Origin of the sequence: Xanthomonas euroxanthea (genome assembly GCF_900476395.1) — a bacterium.
Taxonomy (GTDB): domain Bacteria; phylum Pseudomonadota; class Gammaproteobacteria; order Xanthomonadales; family Xanthomonadaceae; genus Xanthomonas; species Xanthomonas euroxanthea.
The window spans coordinates 37,223-54,473 of record NZ_UIHB01000007.1; the positions used below are offsets into that span (position 1 = coordinate 37,223).

The following is a 17,251-nucleotide window of genomic DNA, read 5'->3' on the forward strand; positions in this document are numbered from 1 at the left end:
TAGGCACCAAGGTGATTACCACCCTACACGCGCCGCCGGCATGTCAAAGTTGGATCTAAGGGGGCGATGCCGCCTAGATGGTCTGCAGTAAGCCTCACGCCGCAATGTCCGCTTTGGGTCGAGGCTGTGTAAAAATTCGTGGCAAGAGGCGACTCTGATCTACCTCCCGCAGCTTAAATGTGGCCGAACTATGCCCGAGGATTAGAGACGGTATGCAAAAGCGTTGTCCAGGAGTCGTATGACGCTATGGAATCTGCTCGGTAGCTTCCAAGATCTAAATCAAGAAAGATTTAGAAAGCGACCTAGCATCATCCCCTTGGGCCCCGAAGAACTCACCTGGATCTAAGCCAGCTTCACGCAGCCGCTTAGCCACCGCCATGATGTTGAATAGCAGAATCTCGTTCTCGGACCGAAGCCCTCTCAACTCAACCTCCATTCGCTTCAGCCTTGCCTCGAGCGCACCTTTTGAACCCGCGGATCGTACAGGCTTTGTAGCCGTGTCTTGGACTGCAGCTATACGCTCCATGAGCCTCTTGTCACGCCAAATAGTCTGACGAGACACGCCGATCGCGCGAGCCAAGCCACTCACAGTGACGGCACCGCCCGTGCCATCAATCTCATGCGCCCAGAGTGCCGCTTCAGCGCGCTCACGCCAATGACTTTGCTCGTTCGAGTTGCTCATTTACGGATCCTGCGATTGGCATTCCTGAGCCTCGGCGCGCTTGTACCCTCGTATATTTCAAGTGCTTGCCTGCAACCTCGCACTACGTCAACAATCATAGCCAGATGCTGGTCGACCTGAGAGTGCTCGCCTAGTTCTTGAAGAATTGAATTATTGATTGCATCAACGTTCGGTTCAAGCTTCCTCAGTAGCATTTCGTTCTTTCTCAGTAAATCCTCAATCGACTTCTTGGCGACTTTGTCATCAGGATCGATATGAAAGCTCTCGCACATCTCGCCCGTCCCGAAGCCCCTCAAGCATGCAGTGCCCTTCCCACAAGGGTTGGTATAAAGATCACTAGAGCAACTACCGTAAGGACTGAAATGTACAGCCCGGAGCTTTTCTTTTAAAAGGAACTCAATTTGATCTTCTGGCACTTCTTTCAACCTGAGCTCTATCATTTTCTTACCCAGAAAATCCTGGACTGGTGCATCTGAATTTATGTACCGGTCTCGCAAGAATTGAGCGCGCTCAGTGGCGGTGCGATAGTCGTACCTCCTCGACTGCCCAGGCGTTCGTCCCATCCAGAGGTCTACAGCAACCTCGGATGGACCCGACCTAAGTACAGCAGTTGTCAGCCATCGCCTGATGTCATGAGGGGAGATACTGACGATCTTTCCATCAGCCCCCTTTATCTGAAGGCGCTCAAAAATTGTCTTTCTATCATCCCCTTTGCTCAAGTAATGGTAAAAATCCTTCCTTAATATAGGTCGAGGAATAATTCCCTTCGAATAAAATTGATTAAACTGTCCCTCCCAGACAACAAAAAGATGCTCACTGAGCTTTTGAGGCATACCTACACGCCCAACTTTCTTTTTAGTGGAATCGCCATAATTATCAAGGCTAGGGTCAATTATTTCGCTAAAGTGAACCTCGAGCCAACGGTTGTAATTCGATCGAAGGATTTCTATAAATTTCCGCACGTCGATGAACGTCGAATGAGCACCGCCTGTGCGTGAGAGCATGTTCGCTCGAAGGCGAGCCCATGAAATTCTCAGCGATCTTCGACCCTCTTCGAACGGCAACTGCTCACCCTCGAATGCACCAAAGGAAAGCAATTCTCCTAAGAAATTCGTGAGCTCTTCTCGAAACCAGAGGCCTGGCTTCTGTATTGTTGAATCTGCTATTTGCGCGTTCGCCATGAGAGATAAGCCACATCCATATAACCTCCCAGACGGTGTTCTTTTCGAGAAATTTGACCAATCCCACTTCGCAATGCGCTCGTCGATCCACATTGCAGCACTTGCAGCTACAGGCCTCGCAACACTCACCATGGAAGCCTGAAACCTTCCTGCAGATGTGAACTCCTTGTTCGATAGATCAAAAGCCTCTTTCAGCTCAGCAATAAGAAAATGCTCATTAGGATCTAATCCTGATATGGCCAACTGACAGATCTGCGCATTCTGAAGTGGCTTCAGTCTCCGGTTATCGATCAGCTTGTCGTAGACAAACTGAAAGCCTCGTCTCTCAATCTCGAGTGCCCTGAGTCTCGCGGAAGCACAGGCCTCCAATAGGTAGGAGTAAGCGTCACTCACTGCCTCATCCCAAAGGTCCGCAAGCGGAACAGCTGCAGGTTCCGGTGTCTTCTCAGTCGGCACTCTTACAAAAGGGAGGCCAGTGTCAGAATCGCGCTCATATGCGTTAATTGGAAGTGCGCAGCACTCTCCGACACGGCTACCGAGCGCAAGCATGAACACCAGGCCCTCTAGCCTAATACGGTCGTAACCATCGCTTGGCTCCAGGCTGGGATTTGAAGCAATCTCGAACCGGGCGGTTGCGATTGCAGTGTGTATGTCACTATGAAACAGTTCCTCTCGTCTCTTAGAGAATTTCTCTGATGTCGGGTCCTCGTAATCACGAATTGGATTCCTGACGCCGTGCCTCCAACTAATTTTGCACTTGAGGAAGCGAACCTCTCTGCCGCCAACCGTTATGGCCATTCGGTTTATGTATGCCGCAAAAGCTACCAAGCCGCCTGCCCTGTTATAGACAGTACTTTCCTTATAATTCCCTCGAAGCCACTCGACTGTTGAATCGAAGACCGATGGACTGAGTGAATTCCATTCACGCTTTTTTTTGACCATAGTACGAGCAAGCATACGAAAAGCGTTCAAACGGCCAATCGCACAGGCGGGCGTAACCCCCCTCATCATCTCGCTGACTAGGTAGCACTTTGCCAGTATCTCAGGAACCCCCAGCAGGGGCGATCCAAGATCTCTACGTCGGGAAGTGTGCTCGCAAAAGATTAACCCCGCCCCCCGGTAGTTCCATGTGCTATCGCCGAAGGTACCAGCAAGCTTTCGCCCGTCCACGAGTTTCACGAAATTATTTCTTGCCACTCGCAAGCATTCGTCTAGGACTCGATCCGAATCGCTTTTCTGGCTATTTGGCATCTTTCGATCTCGCGGCAAGATAGAGAACCAGCTCTTTTGCACCACGGACTGCAGAGTCGAGCTGACTCGGCATCAACCCGGTAGAAGAATCTTTAAGATCCTTTCGCAGATCCAAAAGATCAGATAGTGATGCTGCATGATCCGCAGTTGTGCTAGGCCTGAATTGACCACACCCGTAGCAACTCACCGTTGGATGCAGAGGGCAAATTGAATCCCTGAGGCACGCCCCAAGTTTGGCCACCCGACGGCGCCCCCCTTCTTCATCAAGCTTAGAGATAGTTCGTCCACTCCAAGTCGCTTCAGCAGCCGCTAATTCTGGGCTGGACTGATGAACTTGATTTATGAACGCATGAAATTCGATGCTGTATCTGAAGTAGTGCTTGACCGTCGCGGTTGTTGCGTGATCCAAGGCTTCAGCGACCTCTTCCGCAGAATGCCCCGCTAAGACCAGAGATGTTCCCTTGGTTCTTCTGAGACGGTAAGCACTAATCTCGAGAACTTGCTGCGGACCGAAAAAGATCTTCGCCCTGCTATTTGGAACTGCTAGTTGGGCGGTCAAGCGCACAAGATCATTCGAAATTGCCCCAGAATCCGAGTGAAGAACATAGTCGGATATCCTTTCGTTCGAGATGAAGGTCCTTACACGTGACTTCGACCTTTCTCTCGCAGGGAATAAGGGAAGAGGCGGCGTCGCTGCCGGAGCACCGGTCTCTTTCTGAATTTCTTCTACCGCTTTCAAAATTAGCGCGCATTCGACAGCTGCGGCTTCAATCTGCATCTTGATAGCAAACGCCGTATCGGGAGCCACGTAGCGCTTGACCATATTTGACTTACTCCGCCGAAGCCTGGAGCGCTTACCTTTCACGCTGCATATCATCACATATGCACCACCAACGTCTTCGGAGAAATCAGTCACCCTCATCAATGCTAGTTGGACAGGTCTAAGCCCCCAGTCACGACATAGAAGGAAAGCAGCACTTTGCCTTGCCGTTACACTACTAGTACTGAAAAGCCGGCCCTCGATTGAAGCGAGCTCTTCGCGTGTGAAAGGCCCCGCTACGACATCTCTCATCGTTACGAGAGGGCTATTTTTTCCTGCTATCGGTCGAGCTGACTTTAGGTCTTCCCATCTGACTTCACTAAAACCAGGAAGTGACTCCTCCCATGCCCATTCATAAAGCTGACGCACTCCGGTGATGACATCCAACGTCCCTGTCATGACCGAATTGGATGCCCATTCGAATATTGATTCTTCTACTGATTCCGCACCCATATCACTGTTTACGACTAGCGCAGGAAGCCTCATTGCGAGTTCTACAAGTGGCCGTAGATTCATTCCTGACTGGAGCTTTTCGATCATCAGTCGCCTGACCATCCACTCAACGTAGTCATCAGAGTGAAATCGTACGCTCCAGCGCAGCCTGAGTTTCGTATAGCCGATATGTTCGATATCAAGCCGCTCAGACCAATTCTGAGATCCCTCTTTGTACAGCATTACAACCTGACCAAAGACCGTTGTAATTTTTTTTGGAAAATCTTCCAACTCCAGACCTAGAAGAAGTTCCGCGCGACGAGTCAATGCCCGATGAAATTGCTCCGACTGATCACCGCTCTCAGACATCTTCATTCGCCATCTTTGTTTATGACAATTTTAAGGTTCTCTGAAATGGCCACCCTTGTGTACTTACGGACCATAGGGCTTTCTTGACGCCATCCACCCATGAAGCTGAGGCTTTCAATCTGATCAATGGTCGACACCCCACCATTTCTCATTTCCCTACGTGCTCTGTTTGCACCAGCTACTCGCAAGCTGTGAGGATGGAGCCGCGGAACATGAAGCGCGACTTCAGGCGCAGCTGAGACCACTGAAAGTATTTGATTTATGGCACCCACCGTTAACCTTCTCCCATCCTTATTACTGACAAAGAGTGCGGTCGTTGGCCTACGCGATTTCATCAACTGGTCGCGATATTCCTCGATGTACAAGGTGAGGGCAGCTGCGGTAGAGCTGGTTATCGGAACAGTTCTTCCTCGTGTTTTCATGCTCGCTCGGTCACGCCGCTTGCTGCGAAAACCTGCCCCAGGCGACTTGATTGTTAGCTCAGGATTTTTACTCAAGATCACGTCAGCAACCTCCATCAACACCAACTCGGCACGCCTTGCTAGGACCTCAATTGCGACCCGCACGATGCAATAGTTGCGCACTCTTACTGACATCGAGGAGAACGGATTGGTGTCCGAGAGCGGATGAATCACAGCCAAGATTATTCTTATCTGCTCTTCAGTTAGCTCTTCGGATTGCCCCGGCTCTGGCGATTCATTTTTGTGCGCACGCATCTTCTTAAATAGCTTCTTCTGCTGCGCTTCAAAGCTGGTTCTGAACAGATTTGAGTGCTCCAAGCTCGCGTCGCTAACTTCGCTTGAGTAGTCAATCGCAAATTCGAAGAAGCTCCGCAGCGCCTCAATCTTTCTGTTGATCGTCGAAATCGCGTATGCATGCCCGGAGCCCGTCTTAGTCATCCTTTCAGCAATTTGGCTGAGCTCGAATTCTCTGAACCCGACGCCGCGCCTAAGGCGATCCTCGATATTGAGTGCGGATTCTCGAGCCCACCTGAAGAGGGGCACTAGGTCGCGAAGATATGCGTCTAACGTATTTTCCCTGCGTGTTGGTAGTCCGCTGATCCACAGGTTGGGCAGCAGCAGCGGGATGCCGCCGAGCAAGAGGTACGGCCTCAGGCGCCCTAATGCGTCGCGACCTTGTCTTATCTCGAGAGGTACTTGGCTATTCATGTAACGTCCTGTAACGCCTTGCGACGAATAGTACATAACGGGCACAACCACCCGTCCGGCAATCCGGAACCGTCCGAGGCCGACCGCGCGGTCACCCGGCGTCTGCTGGGCGCATTGGAGCTGGTGGATATCCGCCTGCTGGACCACTTCGTGATCGGCGACGGCCGGCCCGTATCGCTGGCCGAGCGCGGCTGGCTGGGATGACAGCGCGACGCTGACCTGAACCATCGGCCCGACCCCGGGGCGCGCGGTCGGGTAAAATCGCTGGTTTCGTTCCAAGCAGATCCCACGTGAAAGCCCAACTCCGCGCACTGATCGGCCAAGGCATCGAAGCCTTGCGCGCCAACGGCACCCTGCCTGCCGACACCCTGCCGCCGGATTTTGTGGTCGAGCGACCCAAGACGCGCGAGCACGGCGACTTCGCCACCAATGCTGCGATGCTGCTGGCCAAGCCGGCGCGCAGCAATCCGCGCGCACTGGCCCAGGCGCTGGTCGCCGCATTGCCGGCCAGCGACGACGTGGCCAAGGTCGAGATCGCCGGGCCGGGCTTCATCAATTTCCATCTCGCCCCCACCGCCTACCAGCGCGAAGTGGCGCATGTGCTCAAGCAGGGCCACGACTACGGGCGTGGGCTGGCCGGCAACGGCCGCTCGGTGGGCGTGGAATACGTCTCGGCCAACCCGACCGGCCCGCTGCATGTCGGCCATGGCCGCGCGGCGGCGATCGGCGACAGCCTGGCGCGCGTGCTCGATGCCAACGGCTGGAACGTCAAGCGCGAGTTCTACTACAACGATGCCGGCGTGCAGATCGAGAACCTGGCCTTGTCGGTGCAGGCGCGCGCGCAGGGGCTCACCCCCGACAGCGACGGCTGGCCGGAGAACGGTTACCGCGGCGACTACATCGCCGATGTGGCCAATGCCTACCTGGCCGGCGACACCGTCGACCTGGAAGGCCATCTGGTCACCGGCGGCAAGGACCCGGCCGACTTCGACGCGATCCGCCGTTTCGCCGTGGCCTACCTGCGCAACGAGCAGAACCACGACCTAGCCGCGTTCCGCGTCGATTTCGATATCTATTTCCTCGAAAGCTCGCTGTACAAGGACGGCAAGGTCGAAGAGGCCGTGCAGAAGCTGATCGCCTCCGGCCATACCTACGAGGAAGGCGGCGCGTTGTGGTTGAAGTCCACCGACTTCGGCGACGACAAGGACCGGGTGATGCGCAAATCCGACGGCACCTACACCTACTTCGTGCCGGACGTGGCCTACCACCTGACCAAGTGGCAGCGCGGCTACGAGCGCGCGATCACCGAACTGGGCGCGGACCACCACGGCTCGCTGACGCGCGTGCGCGCCGGCCTGCAGGCGCTGGAACTGGGCATCCCGCAGGGCTGGCCGGAGTACGTGCTGCACCAGATGGTCACGGTGATGCGCGGCGGCGAGGAAGTGAAACTGTCCAAGCGTGCCGGCAGCTACGTCACCCTGCGCGACCTGATCGAGGAAACCAGCGCCGATGCGGTGCGCTGGTTCCTGATCGCACGCAAGCCCGACTCGCAGCTCACCTTCGACATCGACCTGGCCCGCCAGCAGAGCAACGACAACCCGGTGTTCTACGTGCAGTACGCGCATGCGCGCGTGTGCAGCGTGCTGCGGCAGGCGCAGGAAAAAGGCTACAAGTACGAGCAGGCGCATGGACTGGCCGAGCTGGCGCGCCTGGACGACGAGCACTCGCTCAACGTCATGGTCGAGCTGTCGCGCTATGCGGAGGTGGTGGAAATCGCCGGCCAGGCGCTGGAGCCGTACCAGATCGCGCAATACCTGCGTGAATTGGCGCACGCCTTCCACACGTGGTATCACAACACCAAACTGCTGGTGGACGATGCCGCAGAGCGCGACGCCAAACTCACCCTCGCCGTCGCCACGCAACAGGTGCTCGCCAACGGCCTGGAACTGCTTGGCGTCAGCGCCCCAGAAAAGATGTAAGTCGGGCCGCATGGCCCGTAACGACGTGATTCGGAGAAGTGGTAGATGGCAGCACGACGCGGTAAGAGTCAGGCGCGACGCAACACCAGCAATGGCACTCCCGGTTGGGTGTGGTTGGTGGCGGGCGCTGCGATTGCGGCAGTGATCTTTCTGGCCGCGCCCAACCTGTTCAAGAAGGACGGCGACGGCTTCCTGCGCGTGGGCCCGCGGGCGAACCCCGACGCCCAGCCCGAGCCGGTGGCCGATGCCGACGTGGATACGCCGGCCGAGCTCCCCAAGCCCGCGCAACCGCCCAAACCGCAAGCCAAGCCGGGCGATGCGCAAACCCAGTACGACTTCTACACCTTGCTGCCCGGCAAGGAAGTGCAGATGTCCGATGCCGAACTGGCGGCCAGTGCGCGCGCCGAGGAAGCCGCACGTGCGCGTGCGGCCCTGGAAGGCAAGCCGGTCGCGCCTGCCCCGGGTGCGAGCGTGGCCGCCGCCACGCCGGCCACCAGCGTGCCGGTGCCGTTGAACGAAACGGCGGCCAGCGCGCCGAAGCCGTTGGCGGAGACCGCCCCGGCACGTCCGGCCGCCACGCCGGCGCCGGCCAGCACAGCCGCGCTCGCCACGCCGGCAGCGACGGCTGCGCCGAAGCCGGCAGCGGCAGCTGCCACCGCGGCAACCCCCGCTGCAGTGACAGACAACACCCGCTACATCCTGCAGGCCGGCTCGTTCGGCGCCTCCGGCGACGCCGAATCGACCAAGGCCAAGCTGGCGATGATGGGCCTGGCCGCACGCGTGGAATCGGCCGATATCAGCGGCAAAACCGTTTACCGCGTGCGCATGGGGCCATATGGCAGCGCCGGCGAACTGGCCGAAGCCAAGCAGAAGCTGACCGGCAGCGGCTTGCCCGCAATTGCGATCAAGGCGCAGTAGCCGCAGTGCTGCAGCGCGCCGCCGGCCTGTGGTTGTGGTGGGGACTGATCGGCGCGGCGCACGCCACCGAGCAGATTCCAGACCGTATCCGGATCGACGGGCAGGACGCGGCGCTGCTAGCCGAACCCCTGTCGCCGGTGCTGGACGACCAGGCCACCTGGCAACGTTTCGTGCCGCATGCGCGGCAGGCGCTGGGCAGTTGCAGTGCGAACTGGCGCGGTTACCGGGCCGATTGGCGCGTGGAAAACGCGCAGCTGCTGCTGGATCGCGTCGTCATCGGCGCCTGTGCCACCGCTCCGCCGGCATTGCCCCTGGATGTGCTGTTTCCCGGACGAACCGCCCCGGTCGCCGCGGACTGGATCGATGGCGAGCTGGTGATTGCTTTGCCAACCGCTGCGAGCGCCGCCGACACCGCGCCAACCGCCGCAGAGGCGCCGTACCTGCTCCTGCATGTGCAACACGGCCGTGTCCTGGCGCGCGAACCGCTCAGTGAGGCCAGCCTGCGCGCGCGGCGCGCCCAGGCCAGCGCGCCCGGCCCTGCCACTGCCCCCTGATCCCTTGCCTGATCCCCCTCGTTCGCAGGAGTTATCCCCCATGTCCAAGACTGTCCTGATCACCGGTGCCACCTCCGGATTCGGCAGCGCCGCCGTGCGCCGGTTTGCCGCCGACGGCTGGAAGATCATCGCCACCGGCCGCCGCGCCGAGCGCCTGGATGCCCTGGCGGCCGACCTGCCCGCCGGCCAGGTGCATACCGCCGCGTTCGACATGCGCGATGCGCAGGCCTTGTCGGCAGCGATCGATGCAGTGCCGGCTGAGTTTGCCGACATCGATGTGCTGGTCAACAACGCCGGGCTGGCGCTGGGCACCGCGCCCGCGCAGCAGGCCGACCTGACGCAGTGGCAGCAGATGATCGACACCAATGTCACCGCGCTGGTCACCCTCACCCACCGCCTGCTGCCGGCGTTGATCGCACGCCGTGGCGCCATCATCAACATCGCCTCGGTCGCGGCGACCTACCCCTATACCGGCGGCAACGTCTACGGCGGCACCAAGGCGTTCGTGCAGCAGTTTTCGCTGGGCCTGCGCGCGGACCTGCACGGCACCGGCGTGCGCGTGACCTCGATCGAACCGGGCATGGCCGAAACCGAATTCACCCTGGTGCGCACCGGCGGCAACCAGGCTGCCTCGGACACGCTGTACCGCGGCGCCACGCCGATGACTGCCGAGGACATCGCCGAGCAGATCTTCTACGTCGCCAGCCTGCCGGCGCACTTGAACATCAATCGGCTGGAAATCATGCCGGTCACGCAGTCGTTCGCCGGTTTCCAGGTGGCGCGCGACGCGCAGTGACGATGGCCTGCAGCGCCGATGCATCTTCCGGGTCGCGATCCGATGCCGTGTCGGCCGGCGCGTGAGCACCGCGCGCCGCATCGAGGCAGCACGACAACGCCGCGCATTGCGCGGCGTTTTGCGCTGCGCGGTCAGCCGCGATCAGCAGCAACCAGCGGCCGCACGCCTGGCCGCAGCACCCTGTCGCGCAGCTGCAGGAACGGGCGCTCCACCACGTAGTGCAACAGCGCACCGCCCAGCACTGCCACCAGGCCATACACCGCAAACGCCAGCACGCCACGCCCCTCCAGCACCGGGCCGAACCAGCCCTGGGTGAGATGGAACACGGCCTTGTGGGTCAGATACAGGCTGTAGGAAATGGCCGCCAGCCACGCCGCACCAGGCACGCGCACGCCGCCAAGCACACCGCGGGTGGCGGTGCCGGCGAGCACCAGCAAGGCCAGTCCCAGTGACAGCACCGGCCAACCCAGCGCATTGCCGACCAGGCCGGTGCGCTCGCGAAACAGCCACATCGCCAGCGCCAGGATCGCCACGCCTGCAAGCAAAAATGCATTGCCGTGTTGCTGCAGCCGTTGCCACAGCGCGGGGCGAACGACCTTGAGCACCGCCAGCACGACACCAGCCAGCAGACCGTCCAGACGGTTCCAGGTCGGGTAATAGAGGTCTTCGATGAACCAGTTGCGCTGCAGGCCGGCGCCGGCGCTGTCCAGGGCGGTGTTGTGCCACCAGATGCCGGCACGCAACGCGATGCCTGCCACCACCACCAGCACGCAGAGCACGACGAACCGCGCGGCCGAGGGCCGCCGCATCAACAACGTCGCCAGCAACGGAAACACCAGATAGAAATGTTCTTCCACGCAGAGCGACCAGGCATGCGAGAACGCGGCATCACGGCCATAGTCGACCAGCAGGTTCAGGGTGAAGCTGACGAACATCCACCACGGCGCCAACCCGGGCGCCTCGCGGAACTGCGGCCACGCCAAGTAGATCGCCAGCACCACCAAGAACGCCGGCAGGATGCGGAACGCGCGGCGCAGGTAGAAATCCCTGAAGTCCAGGCGTTGCCCGCGTGCCAGCGGCCTCAGCACCTGCGTGCCGATCAGGAAGCCGCTCAGCACGAAGAACAGGTCCACGCCCATCCAGCCGTAGCGCGACATCCACGCCCAGTCCGGCCCCAGACCGCCGACCACGAAGGAATGGAACAGCATCACCCAGACGATGGCGATGCCACGCAGCAGATCGAGAGCGGGATAGCGCATGCGGGCGATGCAGGGCCGAGGGAGCCCGATTGTGCCGCATCCCGCCGCTGCGGCGATGCCGGCACCGGCGTTGGCCGCGCTCGCCGGCTCGTGCCGGCAACGCAGACGCGTTCTCGACGTCTGTCAGCAGTGCAGGCCTGCTGCCGTCGACCAGCTAGCGGCGACAGCAACACGCCCTGCACTCCACCGGTGTCGCACCCGGAGACCTTCCGTACAGCCACCAGCCGCATTGCCGCCGCCAAACCGCTGTCGATGCTGTGGCTTCCCCACGGCGTCATCCATCACGCGACAGCCTGCTGCTCGACGCGCGCTCCCTGCGCCAGCGTCACCGTCGGTTCCAGCAATCCCCATGCTTCCAGTTGGTCCACTGCCCGGCCGATTCCGTCCTCCTCGCGGATGCGCTGGCCCAGCGCGCGTGCCGCCGCGCGCATGCCCGGCGCGCTGGCCTGGCCGATGGCATCGGCCAGGGTCTCCGGCTGCAATCCGGCCCGTGCAAGCGCCGGCGGCGCGACGCCGCGCTGGGCCAGGCAATGCGCCCAGAACGGCTGGTCGTAGCCGAACGGCAGCACCACCGACGGAATCCCCGCAGCCAGCGCCGCACCGGTGGTGCCGGCACCGCCGTGATGCACCGCCACCGACACCCGTGGAAACAGCCAATCGTGCGGGGCCTGTTCCAGCTGGAAGAAGCGCCCGGCATCGTCGGACGCATCTTCCCCGGCCGCCAGCCCGCCCCAGCCGCTGGCCAGCAGCGCGCGCTGACCGTTCAGACGCACCGCCGCCTTGACGGTGGCGGTGAGCTGCGCCGCATCGCTACTGATCATGCTGCCGAAACCGATGTACAGCGGCGGCGGGCCCGCCTGCAAAAATGCCTCCAGCGCCGCCGGCGGCTGCCACTGCGGCTGCGGCAACTGCCAGAAGCCGCTGACCTGGGCCCGATCCGGCCAGTCCGGCGGACGTGGGCACAGATGCTCGCTGTAGCCATACACCACGCGCTGCGCACTGCGATCGGGACCGCTCCACGGATACGCCGGCAACCCCAATGCCGGGCGCACGATGCCGTTGAGCGCCGGGCGCATCAGCTGCCAGCCGGCAAAGCGCACCGCATGATGCAGCGCCACACTCACCAGCCCGGGCAGACGCACGGTGGGCATCACCATCAACGGCACGTGGCGCGAGGCGGTCAGCGGCTGCAATTGCGTGAGCACCACCGGCAGCCCGTAGGCCTGGCCCAGGCTGTGCGCCAGCAGGCTCGCGCTGCCGACGCCGAGAATCAGGCCGGCATCGGCACAGGCCGCGCGGCCCTGCGCGGCCCAGTCGCGTGCCCACTCCAGCAGCTGGGCGCGCAAGGTGCCCCAGATGCCGCGCCAGCCACCGCGCATCTCGGCGACATCCGGATGGCCCTGCAACAGCTTCTGGTGGTCGCCGCTGAGCGGGAAGAACTCCAGCCCGTTGGCACGGATCAGCGATTCAAAGTTGGCGCTGGTCAGCACCCGCACCGGGTAACCGCGCTCCTGCAAGCCACGCCCCAGCGCGATGATCGGGCGCACATCGCCATGCGTGCCCAGGGTGGCGATCAGCACCGGGCGGCGTCCCGCGTTGAAGGAAGACTCAGGCATATTCGGCCACCCCGTCGCTGGCGGTGGCGATGCGGCCATCGCGTTGTACGGCTTTCGCAGTGGCCGCGTGCAGCAATGCACTGAGCGTGGCCGAATGCGTGGGCGACAGCATCGAATGGTGGTCGCTGTCGAGCGCATGCAGGTGCAGGTTGCGTACGTACGGGCGCCAGGCCTGCGGCCGGTAATCCACCCACACCGTATCGTCGCCGCCGGAGCTCATGCGCACGCTGGCTTCGACGAACACCACATCCTGGTCCAGCGGCTTGGGGCGATGGCGCCGCGCCAGCTGCAGGTGGTGCTGGGTCATGCCGCCCATGTCGTCCAGCAATGTGGGACGTTGTTCCAGCAGCTGGCGCACCGCGGGCAGGTCGTTCAACCCGTAGTGATCGCACAGCAGGCTGGCCAGTTCGGCCACCGTGGTCGGCATCGGCTGGCCATGGGCCAGATGCAGGCCCAGCGCATGCACCGATGCACGCACGTTTTCCGATTCCGGCAGCGACGCGGCCTGCTCCAGGTGCGGGTAGCTGTCGAGCATCGCCAGCAGTTCGACTTCTTCGCCCAGCGCATGCAGTTCGGCGGTGATGGCATGGGCGATCAAGCCGCCCAGCGACCAGCCAATCAACCGGTACGGCCCCTGCGGCTGCACCGTGCGCAGCCGCGCCAGATAGTCGCGTGCAATCGCCTCGATGCTTTCCGGGCGATGCTGCGGGTCGCTCAAGCCCGGCGACTGCAGGGCATACACCGGCCACTGCGGATCGAGCTGGCCGAGCAAGGTGAGATACGACCAGCCCAGGCCGACCACCGGATGGATGCAGAACAGCGGCGTCGTGCCCGGGCTGCCGGCACGCAGCGGCAACAGCACGCCGAGCGGGTCGTTCGGGGTCTGCACGTTGCGCTTGATCACCTCGGCCAGGCCGGCGATGGTCGGTGCATGGAACAGGCTGCCCAACGGCAGTTCGACACCGAACGCCTGCGGGAAGCGTGCGGCCATTTCCGCCGCGCGCAGCGAGTCGCCGCCGAGCTCGAAGAAGTTGTCTTCCACACCCACCGCCTCGATCCCCAGCACGTCCTGCAGCATCGCCGCCAGCTGGTGTTCGAGCGCGTCGCGCGGCGCCACATGCGCGCGCTGCGGCAGCGCACCCGGCGACGGCAAGGCGCGGCGATCCAGCTTGCCATTGGGTGTCAGCGGCAATGCCTGCAACGGCATCCACAAGGTGGGAATCATCGACGCCGGCAGGCGCTGCTGCAGATGCGCACGCAGCAGCTCGGGCGATGGCGTTGCGCCCTGCTTGCCCACCACATACGCCAGCAACTGCAGCGCATCGTGGTCGCCATCGCGATGACCGACCACCACCGCCTGCGCTACCTGCGAATGCAGCAGCAAGGCGTTTTCGATCTCGGCTGGCTCCACGCGATGGCCGCGGATCTTCAGTTGCGCGTCGGCGCGGCCGATGAATTCCAGCATGCCGTCGCGGCGCTGACGCACGCGGTCGCCGGTGCGGTACATGTTGCTGCCGTCGTTGGCGAACGGGTCACGCACGAACCGCTCGCTGGTCAGCTGGCGCTTGCCGCGATAGCCCTTGGCCACGCCCGCACCGCCGATGTACAACTCGCCGATCGCGCCGGTCGGCAGCGGTTGCCGCTGTGCATCGAGCACATAGACACGCGTATTGAGCAGCGGCCGGCCGATCGGCGGAGCGGCGGCGTCGGTCAGCTGCAACGGCATGATGGTCGACCAGATCGTGGTTTCGGTCGGCCCGTACAACTGGGTCAGGCGCCCGACCCGGCTCAGCAGCTGGGTCGCCAGTTCCGGCACCAGGGCTTCACCACCGACCAGGGCGTGGATACGGTCCAGCGCCAGATCCTGGTTGGCCAGCAGGATGCGCCACAGCGATGGGGTCGCCTGCACCACGCTGATCTGCGCGTGCGCGATCAGCCGCGACAGGCTGCGCGGATCATGGGTGATGCCGGCCGGTGCGATGACCACGCGCGCGCCCACCAGCAACGGCAGATACAGCTCCAGCCCGGCGATATCGAAGGTGATGGTGGTGACTGCCAGCACGCGGTCGCGTGGGCGCAATGCCAGCTCATGCTCCATCGCATGCAGGAAATTGAACAGATTGCGATGGCTGATTTCCACGCCCTTGGGCGCGCCGGTCGAGCCGGAGGTGTACAGCAGGTAGGCAGTCCCGTCCGGCGTGGCCAGCGGCGCGATCGCCGCCGGCAATACCGCCGGGCGCGGATCCAGCCAGACCATGCCACCGAGCAGATAGCGCTCGCACAACGCCGGCTCGCAGACCAGCGCGATGGCGCCGGAATCGTTGAGCATCTGCCGGTTGCGCGCGGCCGGGCTTTCCGGGTCCAGCGGCAGATACGCCGCCCCGCTCCACATCACCGCCAGCAGGGCCACCAGCAAGTGCTCGCTGCGCGGCAACGCGATGGCGACCACATCGCCAGGGCGGACGCCATCGGCCACCCATTGCGCGGCGATGCGCGAGGCCAGTTCGCACAGCGTGGCGTAATCCAGGGTGCGGTTGTCGTATTCCACCACCACCGCTGCCGGCATCAGCTCGGCGCGCTGCAGCATGCCGTGCAGCAACGTGGCCGGTTCCGGCAACGCTGCGACGGTGGCGTTCCAGGTGTGCAACAGGCGGTGGCGTTCCGCATCGCCCAGCACATCGATCTGGCCCAGCGCGCACTCCGGGTCGGCCAATACCGCATCGGCCAGATGGGTCAGGCGGCGGCAATGGTCGGCCAGTTCGTCGCTGTCGTACAACGCCGGATTGGCATCCAGATCGAAGCGCAACGCGGCACCGTCGCCGCGCTCGTAGCAGAAGATGGTCAGATCGTCGGCCGGGCCGTTGGAGAGGTTATGCGGCATCGCATGGGCCTGGCCAAAGCGCAGCGCGTAGTCGAAGGCTTCGATGTTCACCGCCAGGCGTGCGAACTTCTGATCGATCCCGAACATGCCCAGATCGCGGCGCACATCCTCGAAGCGGTATTGCTGGTGGCGCAGCGCATGCCTGACCACCGAGGACACCTTCGCGAACAGGGCATGCACCGGCTGCTGCGGATCCATTTTCAGGCGCAGCGAAATCACGTTCGCCACCAGGCCTGCGGTCTGCCGGTAACGCGCATTGATGCGGCCGGTCACCGGCATGGCCAGCACCAGATCCTCGGTGCCGGTGCAGCGGTAGTAATACGCGGCGATCAGCGAAATCAGCATCTGCGGCAGGCTGGCGCCATAGTCCTTGCCCAGCGCACGCAGCCGCGCCACCTGCTGCGGCGAGAACTGCCCGGTGCCACGCAACAGCCCGGTCGACAGCTGGCTGCCCGGACGTGCCAGGGTTGCCGGCGGTGGCAGATCGGCCAGCTGCTGCATCCAGTAGCTACGGTCGCGCTGAAAGCGATCGGAGTCGCGATACTGCTGCTCGAGTTCGATCAGCGACAGCGCGCTGCCGTATTGCGCAGGCGCCGGCTCGATGTTTTCTGCGTAGGCGTTATACAGCACCGCCATGCGCTGCATCATGATCGAGGCGCAATAGCCATCCATCACCAGATGACTGACGCATTGCACCCACATGTGGTGATCCTCGCCCAGGCGGAATACTGCGCAATGCCATAACGGCCCGTTCTGCAGGTCTTCCGGCTTGCGGATTTCTTCATCGACCCAGTGCTCGGCCGCAGTGCGCGGGGACGGATCTTCGCTGACGTCGAAGTACGGAATCGCGGCGGTGTAGTCGGGCAGGACCACCTGATGCGGCACGCCATCGTGCTCGACGATGCAGAGCCGCAGCGTGTCGAATTCGCGCGTCAGCTGCATGCTGGCGCGGATCAGCAGCTGCGGATCGAGCGGACCGACCATTTCCAGGGCTTCGGACAACATCAAGGTGTTGTCGGTGTGCAACTTGTTGGCGACCCACAGGCCGCGTTGCGCTTTGGTCAGGGGAAACATGAGAGAGGCGTCAGCGTGCATGGCGTGCATCCTTCTTGTATGGCGCGCAGTCGCCCGGTGCGCCATGCCCGCAACGCGGTCACTGGGACGCCGGATCAGCACATGGCCTTGAAAACGTGAGGTAAGAGACACCGACGACCGCCGGCGCAGGCCGGCGATACACGATGGAAACGCACAATGGGAACGCACCACGAAGCGACGTGCAGCGTCGAGACAACGACGTGCACCGGCTTTCTTTAAAGCACTTGTTTTCCCGACAAGTTAAACAAA

At 62.0% G+C, this 17,251-nt stretch carries 11 protein-coding genes and 1 pseudogene; 5 read left to right on the top strand and 7 right to left on the bottom strand.

Annotation, left to right across the window (positions count from 1 at the left end):
* Positions 1–274 precede the first annotated feature (274 nt).
* From CPBF1521_RS19375 to CPBF1521_RS19390, 4 genes are all read right to left on the bottom strand, one after another.
* Positions 275–682: a hypothetical protein gene (locus tag CPBF1521_RS19375; protein WP_115677987.1), complete on the bottom strand. Its 408-nt coding sequence runs from the start codon at positions 680–682 to the stop codon at positions 275–277.
* Complete coding sequence (locus tag CPBF1521_RS19380; protein ID WP_147295476.1) at positions 679–3,042, bottom strand: hypothetical protein; 2,364 nt, start codon at positions 3,040–3,042, stop codon at positions 679–681. Before CPBF1521_RS19380 ends, CPBF1521_RS19375 begins: the two co-directional genes overlap by 4 nt.
* Positions 3,043–3,103: 61 nt before the next feature.
* Positions 3,104–4,741 carry a site-specific integrase gene (locus CPBF1521_RS19385; protein WP_147295477.1) on the bottom strand — a complete coding sequence of 546 codons (1,638 nt, stop codon included), beginning with the start codon at positions 4,739–4,741 and terminating at the stop codon, positions 3,104–3,106.
* Positions 4,738–5,904 carry a tyrosine-type recombinase/integrase gene (locus CPBF1521_RS19390; protein WP_181901299.1) on the bottom strand — a complete coding sequence of 389 codons (1,167 nt, stop codon included), beginning with the start codon at positions 5,902–5,904 and terminating at the stop codon, positions 4,738–4,740. The genes CPBF1521_RS19385 and CPBF1521_RS19390 overlap by 4 nt, the downstream gene beginning before the upstream one ends.
* Positions 5,905–5,943: 39 nt before the next feature.
* Between CPBF1521_RS19390 and CPBF1521_RS19395 the strand changes: the two are divergent.
* The 5 genes and pseudogenes from CPBF1521_RS19395 to CPBF1521_RS19415 form a co-directional block, all read left to right on the top strand.
* Positions 5,944–6,108, top strand: a pseudogene (locus CPBF1521_RS19395) (JAB domain-containing protein); the annotation flags it as partial.
* Between the two features lie 86 nt (positions 6,109–6,194).
* Positions 6,195–7,883, top strand: coding sequence for an arginine--tRNA ligase (gene argS / locus CPBF1521_RS19400; RefSeq protein WP_104584916.1), 1,689 nt, complete (start codon positions 6,195–6,197; stop codon positions 7,881–7,883).
* Between the two features lie 45 nt (positions 7,884–7,928).
* Positions 7,929–8,801: an SPOR domain-containing protein gene (locus CPBF1521_RS19405; protein WP_115677990.1), complete on the top strand. Its 873-nt coding sequence runs from the start codon at positions 7,929–7,931 to the stop codon at positions 8,799–8,801.
* A gap of 5 nt (positions 8,802–8,806) precedes the next feature.
* Positions 8,807–9,355: a hypothetical protein gene (locus CPBF1521_RS19410; RefSeq protein ID WP_115677991.1), complete on the top strand. Its 549-nt coding sequence runs from the start codon at positions 8,807–8,809 to the stop codon at positions 9,353–9,355.
* 40 nt (positions 9,356–9,395) lie between these two features.
* Complete coding sequence (locus CPBF1521_RS19415; protein ID WP_104584909.1) at positions 9,396–10,151, top strand: SDR family NAD(P)-dependent oxidoreductase; 756 nt, start codon at positions 9,396–9,398, stop codon at positions 10,149–10,151.
* A gap of 131 nt (positions 10,152–10,282) precedes the next feature.
* Here CPBF1521_RS19415 and CPBF1521_RS19420 read toward each other — a convergent pair whose 3' ends face one another.
* The 3 genes from CPBF1521_RS19420 to CPBF1521_RS19430 all read right to left on the bottom strand — a co-directional run bounded on the left by CPBF1521_RS19420 (position 10,283) and on the right by CPBF1521_RS19430 (position 17,002).
* A complete protein-coding gene (locus CPBF1521_RS19420) occupies positions 10,283–11,410 on the bottom strand; it encodes an acyltransferase family protein (RefSeq protein WP_115677992.1) in 1,128 nt (375 codons plus the stop codon).
* A gap of 281 nt (positions 11,411–11,691) precedes the next feature.
* Entirely contained in the window at positions 11,692–13,026 is a 1,335-nt protein-coding gene (locus CPBF1521_RS19425) for a glycosyltransferase (RefSeq protein ID WP_115677993.1), read from the bottom strand.
* Positions 13,019–17,002: a non-ribosomal peptide synthetase gene (locus CPBF1521_RS19430; RefSeq protein ID WP_115677994.1), complete on the bottom strand. Its 3,984-nt coding sequence runs from the start codon at positions 17,000–17,002 to the stop codon at positions 13,019–13,021. Before CPBF1521_RS19430 ends, CPBF1521_RS19425 begins: the two co-directional genes overlap by 8 nt.
* Positions 17,003–17,251: the final 249 nt, after the last annotated feature.

Excerpts from the sequence above, each read along its gene's own strand:
- CPBF1521_RS19375 (WP_115677987.1), bottom strand. The coding sequence starts at position 682 with ATGAGCAACTCGAACGAGCAAAGTCATTGGCGTGAGCGCGCTGAAGCG.
- CPBF1521_RS19385 (WP_147295477.1), bottom strand. The coding sequence starts at position 4,741 with ATGAAGATGTCTGAGAGCGGTGATCAGTCGGAGCAATTTCATCGGGCA.
- CPBF1521_RS19390 (WP_181901299.1), bottom strand. The coding sequence starts at position 5,904 with ATGAATAGCCAAGTACCTCTCGAGATAAGACAAGGTCGCGACGCATTA.
- CPBF1521_RS19405 (WP_115677990.1), top strand. The coding sequence starts at position 7,929 with ATGGCAGCACGACGCGGTAAGAGTCAGGCGCGACGCAACACCAGCAAT.
- CPBF1521_RS19415 (WP_104584909.1), top strand. The coding sequence starts at position 9,396 with ATGTCCAAGACTGTCCTGATCACCGGTGCCACCTCCGGATTCGGCAGC.
- CPBF1521_RS19420 (WP_115677992.1), bottom strand. The coding sequence starts at position 11,410 with ATGCGCTATCCCGCTCTCGATCTGCTGCGTGGCATCGCCATCGTCTGG.
- CPBF1521_RS19425 (WP_115677993.1), bottom strand. The coding sequence starts at position 13,026 with ATGCCTGAGTCTTCCTTCAACGCGGGACGCCGCCCGGTGCTGATCGCC.
- CPBF1521_RS19430 (WP_115677994.1), bottom strand. The coding sequence starts at position 17,002 with ATGCACGCTGACGCCTCTCTCATGTTTCCCCTGACCAAAGCGCAACGC.